Below are 17,197 nucleotides of genomic sequence, written 5' to 3'. Positions count from 1 at the left end.
GTCAAATTGTACTATGTATCATTCTTCGGTCTTTCAGACTAAAAACTTTCGGACTATTTTAAAGCATCATTCTTCGGATACCCCTCTTCATCCAAATCATCCCGATCATCTTCTTCCGTTCTAGATAAAATTTCATCTTCAGGGCTTACAGTTACTATTTCCCCAGTATGATCAATGTGCATGGCAGAATCTTCCATCGCGTTTTCTGCTTGCTCATGCAAATCATATTCATCGCCAACATAAGGATTTGCCTCATCATACGTAGAAATACTATCCTCCCCATTTTGTGCAGAAGTATCGTAAGGTAAAGGATGGTCGTACTCTTTTTCTGGACCTTTCACATCAAATTCATAACTATTTTTATCCTTATCAAAAGATAATTGATTAAAATCTTTGGTTTCGCCAAGATCGCTTGGATGCAATTTATCTGTGGCTCTGTGCGGATTGTCGTTTGAATTTGTACTCATACCCTTTTCGATTTAATATATAAATATAACGAAATGAATTTAGCAATTGTTTTACGGTTCACAATAAACATATTAACAAAAAAGCCCAAATGCGAATGCAAATGGGCCTATGTTTTTAAAGCAAGTAGATTACAAGCTTGCCAAAGTAGTATTTAATACGTTTCGTAAGTATAAGTAGTTTTAACCGTATTTTGATTTGAGGGAACAGTTCTACTTATAGTCTTTATTCTACCTACATTATCCAATTCGTAAGTTTGGTTATAATTTGAACTCGCGTAAGCACTTGATGTTCCAGCTTTTGGAAAAAACTTACTTTCATTTGTAGAACTTGCAAGGAAATATGAAATTGGATCAATCACATCTTTATAATATTCTGTTGATGTATTATACGGAAAACCAAGTAAAAACCCATTTACCACTTGTGGAATATGATCAATACTTACAAATGTATTTTCTCCCTTTATACTAAAGCTATACGTACTAATAAGAGTTGGGATATTTTTATCATTTTTTGTGGTCATTTTAAAAATTTTCCCATCAACATAACTGTAATCTGTATTAATTGTTGAGATGATTACTGGTAGCGCAGGATTTTCATAATCTATAGCATTAAAAAATGTACTTTCTACAAAATCTGTATTACCTTGATATGTATAATCAGTAATATATTTTGTTGAAGTGCCATTTTCTATAACAATCTGAGAAAGTTTACCATTTGCATATGTATATGTTAATAAGCTAATGAAGCCGGGCTGGCCTTTTTCGGAATATTCCATTTTTACAATCTGATTAGCAGTATTATAAGAATATTTATATATACTGCCATCATCGCTTGATGACTCTATTGGACGAGAATGTTTATACGGATCAGTAGCAATTGGATCAACTGGTTTAGGCTCTTTTTTACAGGCAGCAAATAAACCCATCAAGGCAATTAAACTATAAGAGAGTATTTTTTTCATTTTGTTAGGATTAATATGTTTCGTAGGTATAAGTAGTTTTCATCGTATTTTGACTAGAAGGATAGGTTGTGCTTATAGTCTTTATTCTACCCACATTATCCAATTCATAAGTTTGGGTATAATATGAATTTTCGTTTGTACTTATTGCTCCGCTTTTCGGTATAAATTTGCTTTCAAATGTAGAGTTTGTAGAATAATGTGACATTGGGTCAAATACATCTTTGTAATATTCTGTTGTTATATTAAAATTAAAAGCTGGATTAACAGGATTCCCATTTAGCGCTTGCGGAAAAAAATCAATTGTTACAAACGGGTTTTCTCCCTTTACACTAAAGGTATATGTACGAATACTAGATGTTACATCCATACCATTCTTTGTTGTTACTTTAAAAACCGTTCCATCTGCATAGCTGCTGTAGTATTGAGTACTTGTTAAAGTAGTTATTGGTTGCGCAGGATTTATATATTTTATACTAGTGGAAATTATGCTTTCAATGATATCTGTATTACCTTGATATGTAAAATCCTGTGTATTTTTTATAGATGTCCCTTTTTCTAGAGCAATTTGAGTTAGTTTACCATTTGTATACGTATATGTTTCTAAATTATTGAGGGTGCCATTTTGATAATATTCCGCTTTAATAACTTGATTGGTAGCATTGTAAGAATACTTGGTTAGCCTGCCATCATCACTTGATACTTCTATTGGTCGAGAATTTTTATACGGATTAGTAACAATATGATCAACTGGTTTAGGCTCTTTTTTACAGGCAGCAAATAAACCCATCAGGGCAATTAAACTATAGAAAATATTTTTTTTCATTTTGTTAGGGATTAAATTATTCAGCAAACCTAGCCATTCAATAGTCTGCAAAAAATCGTCTTTTAGAGGTGTACAAAAACTAAATCGATAATGAAAACAAGGAAGAATTAAGAAAGTATCACCTTAAAAGGTGATGAAATTAAGTAGAGCTAAAAGTATCTTACATTAATTAACAAAAAAAGTCGTAGCGATATGCTACGACTTATATGATATTATAAAAAATTTGTATCGACTTAACTTTGTGTCTATGTGGTTAAACGATTACAAACTTGCCAAGGTAGTATTCAACGTTTCACTTGGGCGCATGGCTTTACTTGCCAAGTCATCATTAGGATGATAGTAACCACCAATGTTCTGTGGTTTACCTTGTGCATCAATTAATTCTGCAACAATTTTAGTTTCATTTTCAGTTAATGCTTTTGCAAGTGGAGTAAATCTTGCTTTTAAATCTGCATCTTTTGTTTGATTTGCTAAAGCCTCTGCCCAATACAAAGCCAAATAGAAATGAGAACCACGGTTATCAATCGTTCCTAATTTTCTTCCAGGAGATTTATCTGTAGCTAAGAATTTTGCATTTGCTTCATCCAATGCATCAGCTAAAACTTGCGCTTTTGCATTATTTTGTGTTTGCGATAAATGCTCTAAAGAAGCTTGTAATGCTAAGAACTCTCCTAATGAATCCCAACGTAAATAACCTTCTTCTATAAATTGTTCAATGTGTTTTGGAGCAGAACCACCAGCGCCAGTTTCAAATAAACCACCGCCATTCATTAACGGAACAATAGATAACATTTTTGCAGAAGTTCCTAATTCTAAAATCGGGAATAAATCTGTTAAATAATCACGCAATACATTACCTGTAACCGAAATTGTATCTTGTCCTTTTCTAATTCTTTCTAAAGTATATTTTGTAGCAGCAATTGGATCAAGGATCTGAATATCTAATCCGTTAGTATCATAATCAGCTAAGTATTTTTTCACTTTTGCGATGATTTCTCTATCGTGTGCTCTGTTTTCATCTAACCAAAAAACAGCTGGCGTAGCCGATAAACGAGCTCTATTTACAGCAAGTTTAACCCAATCCTGAATTGGCGCATCTTTAGTTTGGCACATGCGGAAGATATCGCCTTTTTCTACTTTCTGATCGAAGAAAACTTTTCCAGCTGCATCCGTTACACGAATAGTACCGTTTGCTTTTGCTTGGAAAGTTTTATCATGAGAACCATATTCTTCAGCTTTTTGTGCCATTAAACCCACATTAGGTACAGAACCCATTGTAGTTACATCAAAAGCGCCATGTTTTTTACAATCATCAATTGTTGCAGTATATACACCAGCATAACAACGATCAGGAATTAAAGCAGTGATATCTTGAGATTTACCGTCCTTATTCCACATCTGACCAGATGTACGAATCATTGCTGGCATCGAAGCATCTACAATTACATCCGATGGTACGTGCAAATTAGTAATTCCTTTATCAGAATTTACCATCGCCAATGCCGGACCATTTGCAATTGCTTTTGCTAAGTCTGCTTCAACTTCAGCTTGTTTCGGGTTGCCTGCAATTTTCGCATACACATCGCCTAAACCATTGCTCGTATCAACATTCAATGCTGCAAATAAATCTGCATATTTTGTAAATACATCTGCAAAGTAAACTTCTACAATTGCACCAAAAATAAGTGGATCAGAAACTTTCATCATCGTTGCTTTTAAATGTGCAGACAATAAAGTTCCTTCAGCTCTTGTGGCTATAATTTCTTTCGCTACAAATGCTTTCAATGCAGAAAGACTTAATGCAGAACTATCAATTACTTCACCAGCTTTTAAATTAGCCAATGCTTTTAATTCTGTTACCGCACCATCTTCTGCAACAAATTCTATTTTAAATTGCGAAGCCTCAGCTAAAGTTACAGATTTCTCTGAACCATAAAAATCACCTTCGCTCATGCTAGCAACTCTAGTTTTAGAATCTGCCGACCAAGCACCCATCGAGTGTGGATTTACTTTTGCATAGTTCTTAACCGCTTTTGGTGCTCTCCTATCCGAGTTACCTTCACGTAAAACTGGGTTTACTGCCGAACCTAATACTTTACCGTATTTAGCTTTGATGGCTTTTTCTTCATCACTCTGTGCATTATCTGGATAGTTTGGCAACGCATAATCTTGCGCTTGTAGTTCTGTAATGGCATCAACCAATTGCGGAATTGAAGCAGAGATATTTGGTAATTTAATAATATTCGCCTCTGGCGTGGTAGCCAATGCACCAAGTTCCGCTAAAGCATCGCCTATTTTCTGATCGTCTTTTAAAAACTCTGGGAAGTTTGCCAAAATTCTTCCTGCCAATGAAATATCTCTGGTTTCTACATCAATACCTGCCGAAGCGGTAAAAGCTTGTACAATTGGTAAAAATGAATAGGTAGCCAACATTGGCGCTTCATCTGTTTTGGTGTAGATAATTTTAGAAGTAGTAGACATATGAAATTGGTTTGTTAATGTTAATATTGATTGGATTTTATCCCATGGGTTAAAATCGCCTAAAGATAAAATAATCAGATGAATTTAAAGACATTGGATTGTTAATTAACGTGAATTCGGGATATGAAATAGCTTTTAACTAGTAAATACAATGGTTGCGTTTTAAAAGTCATTAATTTCTGAGATATATTTATGTTTCTGTCGCTTCGCGGAAATACTTTCAACTATCGGCTGATGTCTTCACCTGCCGAAATATACTACTGAAATTTGCAAGTAGTTTTTTTGAAAAGCAAGGTTCTGTGTTCCATAGGTCTCGAAAGTCCTACCATATGCTTTATTTCGCTTCGTAAACTCCGCTTCATGCTCGCTCCTGTCAGGTTTAAAATAGTTAGGCAAACCAAAGTAATTTAGACCCGACAAAATGTAAAGCCCACAGTCCCGATTCTTCATCGGGACGAGGACTTGAAATGGTGGCGGGACTATCGAAACCGATTAGCATTAGTTTTGCTCTTCAAAAAAGTTTATAATTTCGGGCGGTGAGACACCAACCGATAGAAAAAACAATAGCAAATTATATTGGTTTTAATTAATCAGCCCTAAAATTTAAGAAAAGCCCTACCTTTAACTAAACAACCACGAATATGTCTATAACCAATGCCGAAGAGCTTGCAGGAATGCAAAAAATAAGTGATGCAGTTGCTATTACACTCAAAGAAATGCGGGAATATGTGAAACCTGGCATGACCGCTAAACAACTAGATGATTTTGGTGGCAGCATTTTAAATGATTTAGGTGCAAAGTCTGCCCCACGCTTAACTTACGATTTCCCGGGTTGGACATGCATTAGTGTGAATAATGAAGTTGCGCATGGCATACCGAGCGAATTAAAAATATTTAAGGAAGGCGATTTGGTGAATATTGATGTATCTGCAGAGTTAGATGGTTTTTGGTCGGACAATGGAGGTTCTTTTGTACTGGGCGAAGATATTTATCAGTACCAAAAGTTGGTAACCGCTTCTAAAAACATTTTAAAAAAAGCAATCAGCCAAATTAAAGGAGGAGTTAGAATAAGCGAGATTGGAAAACTGATTGAAACTGAAGCAAAGAAATCAGGCTATACGGTAATTAAAAATTTAACCGGACATGGTGTGGGCAGAAGTTTACATGAAGAACCGCATGAAATTGCTAACTTCCAAGACCGTTATAACTTTGAACGGTTTAGAAAAAACACAACCGTTGCTGTCGAAACCTTTATCTCTACTAAATCTACGATAGCCAATACAGAAAAAGATGGTTGGACATTGGTAGGCAACAAAGGTGGTTTTGTAGCACAGCATGAACACACAATTATGGTTACAGATGGCATGCCGCTAATACTGACTAATCAAAATGAAATTTGGAACTAAACCCTATGATCGAAAGCAAACGCCTCATTCTACAACCTCTCACTCACAATCAATTAGTAAAATACATTAAAAATGATGATTCGTTAGAGGCTGAGTTACAATTAAACCCAACTCATAAAATAATTTCAGCAGCACTGAAAGAAGCTTTAGAAGAAACCATTTTACCAAATGTAGCCGATACTGGAAAAAATCATTTGTTCTCCACCTTGTGGACTCTCATTTTAAAAGCTGAGAACAGAATGATTGGCGATATCTGTTTTGTAGGGGAACCTGATGAAAATGGAGAAATTGAAATTGGTTACGGCACGTACGAAGAGTTTAGAGGTAAAGGCTACATGACCGAAGCCGTTGCTTGTATTATTGAATGGGCAAAAAGACAAGAAAACGTGAAATCTATATTTGCACAAACCGCAAAAGATAATCCTGCATCATTTGGAATACTAGAAAGAAATCATTTCGAAAAGGTTGGCGAAGTTGATAATTTGTTTAATTGGAGGTTGGGGTTTTAAAATTAAACTTTTCTTTTTAGTGCTTTAGTAATATTTTCAGAGAGTTTACACCCATGTTCGTTGAGTATATTTGAGAGTTACTACAATTTAAAAGACATCCATAAAATGACAACCAGACTTCTATTACTTGCAATTTTGGCAACATCACTCTTGATAAGCTGCAAACGAGGCTACAAGGTAGAAAATGACAAAGTTTATTATGAATATTGGAATGAAGGTAGCGGACAAGGAAAACGTTTTATTGAACAAGCTGACGCTACGACTTTCCAACAAATGAAATTTGATTGCGATTGTAACCTTGATTTTGGAAAAGACAAAAACCATTTGTTCATTGATGGAGAACCTATAAGAGACATAGATCCAAACGCTTTTAAATTTATCGGCAACTATATTTTTGTAGATAAAGACAGCGCATACTTTTTTGGGTTTTACAACAATATAAACGACTGCTCAATAAAAGGAATAGAATTGGACAAATTGAAACTTTTTGAATATCCCTGGTCTAGGGCTGGAAACATACTAATTCACGGCAATGACACATTAACTTTAAATGACATAGATGACTTTAATGCTATCGATGAAGATTGGGGCAAGACAAAAAAGCATGTAATAAATGATAACAAAATAGTTGATGGAGCTGACCCTGCAACATTTAAAGTAATTAATAGCTATTCAGGCAGAGACAAAAATAATGTATACGAATTTGGAAAAATAAAAAGATGAATAAAACTGCCACCAACATTGGTTTAGCAAAATAACAGAGATTTCATCTACACCTTTCTAATTTTCTTTAACTTTATTGAGCTATCAAACACGCGTCGAACTTCTAGCGCTTAATTTAAAACCACTTTATATTAAGATAAAACTATGGCACAAAACAAATTACTACGAATGGACAATATGGGCATCGTTGTAGAATCCCTCGATGATGCGATCTCATTTTTCACAGAGATAGGACTAAAACTAGAAGGAAGAGCCATGATAGAAGGAGAATGGGCTGGTAGCGTTACTGGGCTAGGCGATCAAAGTGTAGAGATTGCGATGATGGTTACTCCAGATGGCCACAGTCGGTTGGAACTTTCTCGATTTCTCACTCCACAAACCATTTCAGATCATCGGATTGCTCCTGTAAACTCTTTGGGTTATTTACGTGTAATGTTTACCGTTGAAGACATTGACGAACTGGTTGCCAGACTCATAAAGAAAGGTGCTCAGCTTGTTGGCGAAGTAGTTAAATATGGTGAAACCTATAAGCTCTGCTACATTCGTGGCACCGAAGGACTACTTGTTGGTTTAGCAGAAGAGCTTGGCAAAAAATAACTACCCAAAATAGAGCATTAAAGAATGAAAGACAACACTAACGGAATTGATGGGACTGATAGTTTAGATAATGGCCCCTTTTATCACGGAACAAAAGCAGATTTGAAACTTGGCGATTTACTCACAGCTGGCTTCAACTCTAATTACTACACTGAAGTGATCATGAATCACATTTATTTTACAGCCTTACCTAATGGTGCTGGGCTTGCTGCCGCCTTGGCCAAAGGCGACGGAGAAGGACGGGTTTACATTGTTGAACCAACGGGGAGTTTTGAAAATGACCCGAACGTTACCGACAAAAAATTTCCAGGCAATCCGACACGTTCCTACCGCAGCCAAGCGCCACTGAAAATAGTTGGCGAAGTAACAGATTGGGTAAGACTAACACCTGAAGAACTGCAACAATGGCGAGAAAGGATAGCAAACCTTAAAGCAGATTCGAACGCAAAAATTATTAATTAAACTTAAAACTCATGAGCACTAAAAAAGGACTATCATTTCCACTCATCATTATAGCTATCGTTTTGGGAGCAACCATTTTTAAACAGTTCGATTTTAAAACTTTTAAGTTTGAAAGCCCTGCCATGGCAGTTATCTATATTTTAACTTTTATAATGACGGTTTACTTTCTTTTTAAGAACAATAAAGAAAAACAAGAGTAGCTAAACAAAAGGTTACTTCAAGTGAGTCTTCTATTAACTGGTTTCTCAAAACATCGCGTCATGCTCAGCTTGACTGGGCATCGTAATGCACTAGTTCTCTTTTTAACGCTTTACGATTCCCGTTTTCACGGGAATGACGCATAACTAGAGATATGGAGATTGCTTCGTGCCTCGCAAAGACGAACAGGGAGGTAATACGACCGCCATACAACCTCACACAAAACCACAATCCTTTCCCAAGAACGAGGACTGGCCTTGTAGCATCCCGAAGGAGAAAGCAATTCAAACTTCCCCCACAAACTTTCAAAAACCACAATCCAAAACAATGAGCTAAACCCGATTTTTCATCGGGTCTGCTGCTTGTTGCCCTAAAAGTTTGGATTGCTTAATCCGAGAGATGATACTAAGCCTTGATCTTTTGTTTCTTTTCTATCAAGAGAAAAGAAAGAGCCATAGCGGCGGCGAGCTAAAAAGAAAGGTCCTTCACTTCGACTATGCTCAGTGCAGGCTAGCTCAGCATGACAAGCACAGAGGATAAAAAAAAGCCACTCCATACACAGAGTGGCTTTTTATATTAAATAGTTACCCCTCCCTTACAACACAAAGCTTTTAAGCTCATCGCTATAAATTCGTTCTACGGCACTGCCTATTGCAGCTACCCTAAACTCAAACTGCGAGCCGCTTGGTAAATTAGTTAAGGATAAAGAGCTTTTACTTTGCACACGTATTATCCATGTTTCATCGCCCAGTAAACGATACTCAAACTGATAGCTATTTGCACCTCGAATGGCAGCTAATCTTAAACTTATAGTGCCTTTATCTATAGATTGAACTGTAAAACCTTCTGGCTTGGGTAAAATACCAATCGGACTATACCCTTTTGCTAAACTAAATCCAGAACTTAACAAGATTACCTCGTCATCTTTACCATAGGCCTCTACATACAATGCTAGTTTGTCTAGTAATCCTTCCAAAATTTTGCGAGTTTGGTTTCTTATGGCCATTTGAGATTTTCCTCCCCCTTCAGCATTACTTAATGCTTCAATGTAGTTAGTTGTTGCAGCTGTAACATCAGCTAAGGAAGGAATGGGCGTTACAAAATTTGCATTGTCTGTCATACTGTCAACAATAAATTTTGCTTTAACATCTAGTTCTGTGTGATTGTAACGTTTAAAACCCGTTATAATTTTTGGTTTACTCATAATTTTGTTTTTTAAGCCTTGATCATCCCCTATTCAATTAAAAATGAATAAAGAACAAACAGTGGGATATGAAATTGATAGATAAAATGTTTTATACTGAATGTATCTGATTATTTGAGTTATTGATATAGGCTAGCAACGGTTAACCCTAGTTAAACTACAGTTGACAATTCAAAAAACACAGTTGACAATTGTTCTTTGACAGTTGTAAATTCAAAAAATACAGCTGTAAATTGTTCTTTGTCAACTGTAAATTCAAAAAATACAGTTGTAAATTGTTCTTTGTCAGTTGTAAATTCAAAAAATACAGCTGTAAATTGTTCTTTGTCAACTGTAAATTCAAAAAATACAGCTGTAAATTGTTCTTTGTCAACTGTAAATTCAAAAAATACAGTTGTAAATTGTTCTTTTTAAAGCTTCAGCCGTAGTCTTTAAGCCGCATAACTACCTTTTAAGGTTACATCCTTTGGCGGTAGTCGTCCTCTTTTTTCTGGTAACGTACCAAATGAAGAGAACAAAGTTGTTTTTAATAAAAGATTGGTCATTATATAAATTTTAATTTTTGTAGTTCATTCTTGTCCCCGAGCAAAGCGTATGTAACAACGCTAGTCGATAAAAATATGCCTGATTGTTTTGCAAAAACCATCCATTTCTTCTGCTCGCAATGTAGAGATAAAGAAGATACCACACAAGTAATTTCTAACGATAACTAATTAACTATCAGTTAATTATAATTTTACTATTACGATAATTTATTAAGAGAAAGTTAAATTGTTGACCATTTTAACGCAAAGGCGATTAACGGAATAACACGCCATACGTACTAAGAACATCCCGTCATGCCCAGCTTGACTGGGCATCGTAATGCTTAATTGTCTTTTTATCGCTTTACGATTCCCGTTTTCACGGGAATGACGCATGTGAACTAGAAATAAAGATCCTTCGCTGCGCTCAGGATGACAAAATGCAATAACAGCAATCGTAATTAATTTTTAAATTGCAACATTTAAACAGCTATGTCAAAATCATCCCTTACCCTTTTACTTGCCCTACTCTCTTTTTCAGTTGCCGCCCAAGTTACACCGACAGATAGCGTTAAAAAATTAAATGAAATTGTAGTTAAAGGTTACTACAATCCGCAACCTTTACTAAGAGCCATTGGTGCGGTGAGTGTTTTAGATAGCAATCTATTGCAAAACCAGCCAACCAGCTCCTTAGTCAGCAGTATGAACACAGCACCCGGAGTACGGATGGAAGAACGATCGCCAGGTAGTTATCGTTTATCCTTATGTGGCAGCTTATTGCGTTCGCCTTTTGGCGTAAGAAACATTAAAATTTATATCGACGATTTCCCTTTAACCGATGCCAGCGGAAATACCTATCTCAACTCTTTAGACATTGCAGGGATTGGTTCCATAGAAATTTACAAAGGACCAGAAGCCAGTATATTCGGTGCCAATACAGGCGGAGTGGTGCTTTTAAATTCTCCTTTAAAAAGAAATAACGAAGTTGAAGTTTCTTTAACCGCTGGTTCGTATGGCTTGCTCCATCAAACTGCGAGCGTACAGCAACTGTATAAAAATTATAATTTTAGCATTACCCAAGGGTACCAGCAAAGCGATGGCTATAGAGAAAACAGCGCCTTAAAAAGAAAGTATATTCAAACCGCACACCAATGGAACTATAATGCAAAAGGTGTTTTAAAAGCTTTTCTTTTTTACAGTGATTTAGGATACGAAACTCCAGGCGGATTAACCGCAGCACAATTAGCAGCAAATCCGAAATCTGCCCGACCGGCAACCCCAACGCTACCAAGTGCAGTGCAACAGCAAGCAGCCATTTATAACAAAACCTTTTTTGGAGGTTTAGCACACAGTTATAGTTTTAATCAGCATTTTAAACATGTACTCGCACTTTTTACTTCCTTTACCGATTTTAAAAACCCTTTTATCACTAATTACGAAAAGCGAAAAGAAAGCACCATCGGCTTAAGAACTTTTGTAGAATATGCAGCTGTTCATCATAACATCAACTATACCATTCAGGCAGGTGTAGAAAGTGCACAAACAAAAAACGACATTAAAAACTATGGCAACGATAAAGGCATAGCAACTGCACTTATGGCATCAGATGATTTAACAGCGCATCAAGATTTTGGCTTTCTACGTTTCAACTTCGATGTTAATCATCGCCTGCTAATTGAATTAGGTTCGAGTTTAAATTTCTTCAATTATAACTACCAAAGTTATTTCCCTTTGGCTATTGCCGAAAAGAATAGAAGTTTTAAAACGAGGTTGATGCCAAAGTTTGCCGCTTCTTATTTAATCAACCCTAATTTTACGGTGAGAGGATCATTAAGCAAAGGATATTCGCCACCTACTTTGGCCGAAGTACGTTCATCAGATAATATTATTAATAATAGTTTGCAAGCAGAAGCAGGTTGGAATTATGAAAGCGGTGTTCGCTATTTAGCTAACAATAAACGTTTTTATGCTGATGGAAGTCTATTCTATTTCCATTTGCAAAATGCGATTGTAAGGAGATTGAATGAAAATGCTGTAGAATATTTTATTAATGCAGGCGGTACCAAACAGCTAGGTACAGAAGTACAACTTTCAGGATGGTTATTGCAAACGAATGCTAATCGTTTTTTAAATGGAGTACAATTACGCAGCAGTTATACTTACAGTCATTTTAGGTTTGAGGATTTTAAAAATGCAGCACAAGATTACTCGGGCAACAAATTAACTGGAGTGCCCAATACTACTTTAATTAATAGCTTGGAGTTTACTTTTAAAAAAGGATTTTATCTATTTGCTCAACATAATTATACCGCTGCTATTCCACTAAACGATGCAAATACTGTATTTGCGACAAAGTATCATTTGGCAGATGTAAAAGCAGGACTTCGTAATTTACAGTTAGGTAAAACTGCATTAAACATTTCGGCAGGAGTTAACAACGTTTTCAATCAGCGTTACAGCTTAGGCAACGATTTAAATGCCGCAAACAATAGATATTTTAATACCGCAGCTGGGGTTAATTATTATACAAGTTTAGCGGTTAAGTTGTAAAGATTTTTGCCACAGATTTCACAGATAAACACAGATTTTGCATCCATCCTTTTTAACGCCACGTCATTGCGAGGCACGAAGCAATCTTTCTTGCTAAGGCTTTCCACTAAAACCTTATATGAAACTTATATGCCTTATATGGTTTAAAATGATAAACGTTTCATTTATATTTGAGTAAGCGGTAAACCAGTAAAACAATGAACTCGGAAATTCAACCCTACAACGACAAACAAAACACTGTCGACAAAGAAATTTGCAACCTCCTTGCAACACGAATTAACAGCGAACTCGCCGAAGCCGAAAGTAAAGTTTGGCATGCACATCCTGTTTGGTTTTTAAATGGCAACCCAATTGTTGGTTACAGCAAACAAAAAGCAGGAATTAGATTGATGTTTTGGAGCGGAGCTGACTTTGACGAACAGGAATTAAACGTACTAGGTAAAAAATTTAAAGATGCTTCTATCTTTTATACTAACCTTCCCGAGATTAAAGAAAGCGACTTAAAACGTTGGTTACAAAAATCAAGAGAAATTCAATGGGATTATAAAAACATAGTGAAAAGAAAAGGACAATTAGAACGACTATAATTTTTATCAGTCTGAACGCGGCTTTGTCAGTCTGAGCGTAGTCGAAGACCCTTTATATAAATCCTTCACTTCGACTTCGCTCAGTACAGGCTCGCTCAGGATGACATCGACTTTCTACTTGAATGAAATCTAAACACTTGTTAACCTAAAACTACATAACATGAACAGCACAAATAATCACGACGGACGTATTCCAAAAATGATCTTCGCCTCGGTATACCCACATTATGTAACAAAAGTTGAAAAGAAAGGTAGAACGAAAGAAGAACTACATCAAGTAATTGAATGGCTAACTGGTTTCGATGAAAAAAAACTACAAGAGCTCATTGAAAAAAGAGTAACGTTTGAAGAATTCTTTCAGCAGGCTACATTAAACCCTAATGCTCACCTCATTACTGGTGTAATTTGTGGCTATCGGGTAGAAGATATCGAAGATCCTTTAACACAACAGGCAAGATATTTAGACAAAATAATAGATGAGTTAGCAAAGGGACGCAAGATGGAAAAGATTTTACGAGTTTAGAATTCAACTTACCGTTCTTCCATATCTAGATCATTTAATAGACTAATTACAATGACAGAACACGATATTATTAATAATTTAGTTTCGGCTTAATACAACATTATATAAGAGAAGACACTCATTAATAGGACTGCACAATAAAGGCTTGGTAATGAAACTATAATCAGCGCTGAGTAGGCTACTATTTTTCTGCGTTGCTTTAATTTAAAAGATGCATATAGCAATACACCATTCAGAACCAATAAAACTAAAAGAAAAAAGGATTGAGTATTGGTTAATAAAAAATGTCCAAAAGCAATATAAAGCAGGTAAGTGAACAAACAAGTTATCAGCACATTTACAGACCACAAGCATTTGAAAATCATTATTATTATGTTTTATAGCAATACAAAATATGTTGAAATTCAGCCAACTATAAAAACCATCCCTAACTTTCATCGCAGAACGCGGAAGCTGGCTGAATCGATCAACACTTAGCAAAACTAGGGTAAAGCATTCTTCTGTAAAATCATCTTTTAGGTGGTTTATTTATCCTAAAATCTAAAGAAAAGGATTAGAAAGGGTTATTTTAATACCAGTTATATTAATCTTTTAACTATATAACTATTTGGTTGACAGTTCAGCAACAAAAAACATATTTAACCTAAATGAAGAGTAAGGTTACGATGGGTTAGTTTTGGCAAATTAGGATAGAACGAATTATAAGGGTAAATTTTATTGAAGATTAAATGATTCTGCTAGTAGAAACAAACTATTTTCATGTTATTTAAGCGTATCAAAATAAAAACTTCAAAAAATCAAAAGCTTTTTTCACACCTAATAAAGCAAATAATCAACTACAAGCCTTTGCGAATAAAACGTATTAATGCTTAAAAACCCCGAAATAAAGAATTTTTAACATTCAAATATATTATCTAGCTTACAGTAGTTTAACTTAAAAAGGCAGGCAAAAGCTGCCGTTAAAAAATCAAATCCAACTCTATTCCTTAACCAATTTCCATGAAACTATTCTCCACTACCTTTTTTGCATTAGCCCTCATCTTTGTTTCATGTGCTTGTAAAAAAGCCGTTAAAACTACTACCAATAACGGCGGCCCTACTACACCACCAGTTACAACACCTGTAACCAGCGATGTAAGTTTTTGGTTAACCACAGGTGATAAATCAGCTTTGCTACAAAAACAAAATATTGCTTTAAACTTTACTGCAACAAATAATAGCAACCCCACTATAACAGTAGATGAAGCACAAGTTTATCAAACCATTGATGGGTTTGGCTATACCTTAACAGGAGGAAGCGCTACGTTAATTAATAGTTTAGGTACTACTGAAAAGGATGCATTATTAAAAGAATTGTTTTCTACCGAAGAGGGAGCAATTGGGGTAAGCTACCTACGAATAAGCATTGGCGCATCAGATTTAAGTGCGAACGTTTTTACTTATAATGAAAGACCAACAGGACAAACAGATATCAATCAGGATAATTTCTCTATTGCAGCAGAAATGACAGATTTAGTTCCCATCCTTAAAAAGATTTTGGCGATAAACCCAAACATCAAAATTTTAGGTTCACCATGGACAGCACCAACATGGATGAAAACAAACAATGCTTACAAAGGCGGAAGTTTAAAACCAGAATACTATTCATCTTATGCCAAATACTTTGTGAAATATATTCAAGCGATGAAAGCACAAGGTATTCCTATCGATGCCATTACCATACAAAACGAACCTTTGCATCCGGGCAATACCCCAAGTATGTATATGGAAGCAGCAGATCAAGCTATCTTCATTAAAACGGCATTAGGCCCAGCGTTTGAAACTGCAGGTTTAACTACTAAAATTATTGTATATGATCATAATGCAGATCGCCCAGATTACCCAATGGCTATATTGGCAGATCCCGCAGCAAGTAAATATGTAGATGGTTCGGCTTTTCATTTATATGGAGGTAGCATCTCGGCACTTAGTCAAGTTCATGATGCTTATCCTACTAAAAGCGTGTATTTCACCGAGCAATGGGTTGGTGGGCCTGGCAATTTCGCCGCAGATTTAAAGTGGCATGTTTCTACTTTAATTATTGGTGCTACACGTAATTGGAGCAGAAATGTGTTAGAATGGAATTTAGCAGCAGATGCAAGTTACAATCCACATACACCAGATGGCGGTTGTACTACTTGTTTAGGCGCTTTAACCATTAGTCCAGCAGTAACCAGAAATGTAGCCTATTATATTATTGCGCATGCTTCTAAATTTGTTAGACCAGGTTCGGTACGCATTGGTTCTACCTTAAATAGTACATTAGCCAACGTTGCTTTTAAAACTACCGATGGCAAAAGAGCATTAATTGTAATCAACACCAGCGCTACAGCACAAACATTTAACATTATGCATAATACTAAAATAGTAACCAGCACTTTACCAGCAGGCGCAGTTGGTACATATGTGTGGTAATTGAAGATTTTTCATACGGTGTATGATTGGTTTAGTTAGTCCCGGTTTTTACTGGGACTTTCTAGTTTAGCAGTGCATGTGACCATATCGTCATTCCCAACTCGATTGGGAATCGTAATGCAATAGCAAATCTTTTTACCGCTTTACGATTCCCGTTTTCACGGGAATGACGTAGTAAGTGCTTTACAGTTACAAGCAACCCAAAACTTTAACACCTATAAATTGTTGCTATATTAGAATTAAAATAATTAGCATGAAAAAAATAACCTTCCTTTTAATTGGCTTTGCCGGATTAATCTTTGCTTGCCAAAGTAATAAAACTGAGCAAAAAGAAACTGAAACCGTTGCATTAGACACTAATGTGCAAGCAGGAACACAACAATTTTGCTATTCGTATATCAAAGATAAAGATACTGCAACCATCAAGTTAATGAACAGCGGCACCATTACTACTGGTGAATTAGCGTATAACTTATACGAGAAAGATAAAAACAATGGCATTGTAGAAGGTGAACTTCATGGTGATACATTACTTGCCGAGTATACTTTTAATTCTGAAGGAAAAGAATCGGTTAGGCAAGTAGCATTTCTAAAAAAAGGAAATCAATTGCTAGAAGGCTTTGGTGATGTTGTTGAAGGAAAAAACGGTAAAATGATGTTTAAGGATACTTCTAAATTAACTTTTGGACAGTCGATTGTTTTTACTAAAGTAGATTGTAAGTAAAGG

At 35.7% G+C, this 17,197-nt stretch carries 16 protein-coding genes; 11 read left to right on the top strand and 5 right to left on the bottom strand.

Going from position 1 to position 17,197, the window contains the following annotated elements:
• Positions 1-53: 53 nt before the first annotated feature.
• The 4 genes from GM921_RS16460 to GM921_RS16445 form a co-directional block, all read right to left on the bottom strand.
• On the bottom strand, positions 54-467 hold the full coding sequence (locus GM921_RS16460; RefSeq protein WP_182923724.1) for a hypothetical protein: 414 nt from the start codon (positions 465-467) through the stop codon (positions 54-56).
• Between the two features lie 152 nt (positions 468-619).
• Positions 620-1,429 (bottom strand): hypothetical protein, encoded by an 810-nt coding sequence (locus tag GM921_RS16455; RefSeq protein ID WP_182923723.1) that lies wholly within the window; start codon positions 1,427-1,429, stop codon positions 620-622.
• Between the two features lie 10 nt (positions 1,430-1,439).
• Positions 1,440-2,252: a hypothetical protein gene (locus GM921_RS16450; protein ID WP_182923722.1), complete on the bottom strand. Its 813-nt coding sequence runs from the start codon at positions 2,250-2,252 to the stop codon at positions 1,440-1,442.
• A gap of 261 nt (positions 2,253-2,513) precedes the next feature.
• A complete protein-coding gene (locus tag GM921_RS16445; protein ID WP_182923721.1) occupies positions 2,514-4,733 on the bottom strand; it encodes an NADP-dependent isocitrate dehydrogenase in 2,220 nt (739 codons plus the stop codon).
• A 641-nt stretch (positions 4,734-5,374) separates the two neighbouring features.
• Here GM921_RS16445 and map point away from each other — a divergent pair.
• From map to GM921_RS16415, 6 genes are all read left to right on the top strand, one after another.
• Entirely contained in the window at positions 5,375-6,139 is a 765-nt protein-coding gene (map, locus tag GM921_RS16440; protein WP_182923720.1) for a type I methionyl aminopeptidase, read from the top strand.
• Positions 6,140-6,144: 5 nt separating this feature from the next.
• A complete protein-coding gene (locus GM921_RS16435; RefSeq protein ID WP_182923719.1) occupies positions 6,145-6,648 on the top strand; it encodes a GNAT family N-acetyltransferase in 504 nt (167 codons plus the stop codon).
• A gap of 105 nt (positions 6,649-6,753) precedes the next feature.
• On the top strand, positions 6,754-7,371 hold the full coding sequence (locus GM921_RS16430; RefSeq protein WP_182923718.1) for a DKNYY domain-containing protein: 618 nt from the start codon (positions 6,754-6,756) through the stop codon (positions 7,369-7,371).
• 177 nt (positions 7,372-7,548) lie between these two features.
• Positions 7,549-7,968, top strand: coding sequence for a VOC family protein (locus GM921_RS16425; RefSeq protein ID WP_235969854.1), 420 nt, complete (start codon positions 7,549-7,551; stop codon positions 7,966-7,968).
• A 24-nt stretch (positions 7,969-7,992) separates the two neighbouring features.
• Positions 7,993-8,430 (top strand): NAD(+)--rifampin ADP-ribosyltransferase, encoded by a 438-nt coding sequence (gene arr / locus GM921_RS16420; protein ID WP_182923716.1) that lies wholly within the window; start codon positions 7,993-7,995, stop codon positions 8,428-8,430.
• 11 nt (positions 8,431-8,441) lie between these two features.
• Positions 8,442-8,630 carry a hypothetical protein gene (locus GM921_RS16415; protein WP_182923715.1) on the top strand — a complete coding sequence of 63 codons (189 nt, stop codon included), beginning with the start codon at positions 8,442-8,444 and terminating at the stop codon, positions 8,628-8,630.
• 593 nt (positions 8,631-9,223) lie between these two features.
• On the opposite strand, the gene GM921_RS16410 is transcribed toward GM921_RS16415, so the two are convergent.
• Entirely contained in the window at positions 9,224-9,832 is a 609-nt protein-coding gene (locus tag GM921_RS16410) for a fibronectin type III domain-containing protein (RefSeq protein WP_182923714.1), read from the bottom strand.
• 1,016 nt (positions 9,833-10,848) lie between these two features.
• Here GM921_RS16410 and GM921_RS16405 point away from each other — a divergent pair.
• From GM921_RS16405 to GM921_RS16385, 5 genes are all read left to right on the top strand, one after another.
• On the top strand, positions 10,849-12,906 hold the full coding sequence (locus GM921_RS16405) for a TonB-dependent receptor (protein ID WP_182923713.1): 2,058 nt from the start codon (positions 10,849-10,851) through the stop codon (positions 12,904-12,906).
• A 197-nt stretch (positions 12,907-13,103) separates the two neighbouring features.
• Entirely contained in the window at positions 13,104-13,493 is a 390-nt protein-coding gene (locus GM921_RS16400; protein WP_182923712.1) for a DUF1801 domain-containing protein, read from the top strand.
• 160 nt (positions 13,494-13,653) lie between these two features.
• Positions 13,654-14,016: a DUF2200 domain-containing protein gene (locus GM921_RS16395; RefSeq protein WP_182923711.1), complete on the top strand. Its 363-nt coding sequence runs from the start codon at positions 13,654-13,656 to the stop codon at positions 14,014-14,016.
• Between the two features lie 999 nt (positions 14,017-15,015).
• Entirely contained in the window at positions 15,016-16,470 is a 1,455-nt protein-coding gene (locus GM921_RS16390) for a glycoside hydrolase family 30 protein (RefSeq protein WP_182923710.1), read from the top strand.
• Between the two features lie 253 nt (positions 16,471-16,723).
• On the top strand, positions 16,724-17,194 hold the full coding sequence (locus GM921_RS16385) for a hypothetical protein (protein ID WP_182923709.1): 471 nt from the start codon (positions 16,724-16,726) through the stop codon (positions 17,192-17,194).
• Positions 17,195-17,197 lie beyond the last annotated feature (3 nt).

Origin of the sequence: Pedobacter planticolens (assembly GCF_014172375.1) — a bacterium.
Taxonomy (GTDB): Bacteria; Bacteroidota; Bacteroidia; order Sphingobacteriales; family Sphingobacteriaceae; genus Pedobacter; species Pedobacter planticolens.
Note: the sequence above shows the minus strand (reverse complement) of the source record. Positions and strands in the feature narration are given on the sequence as shown.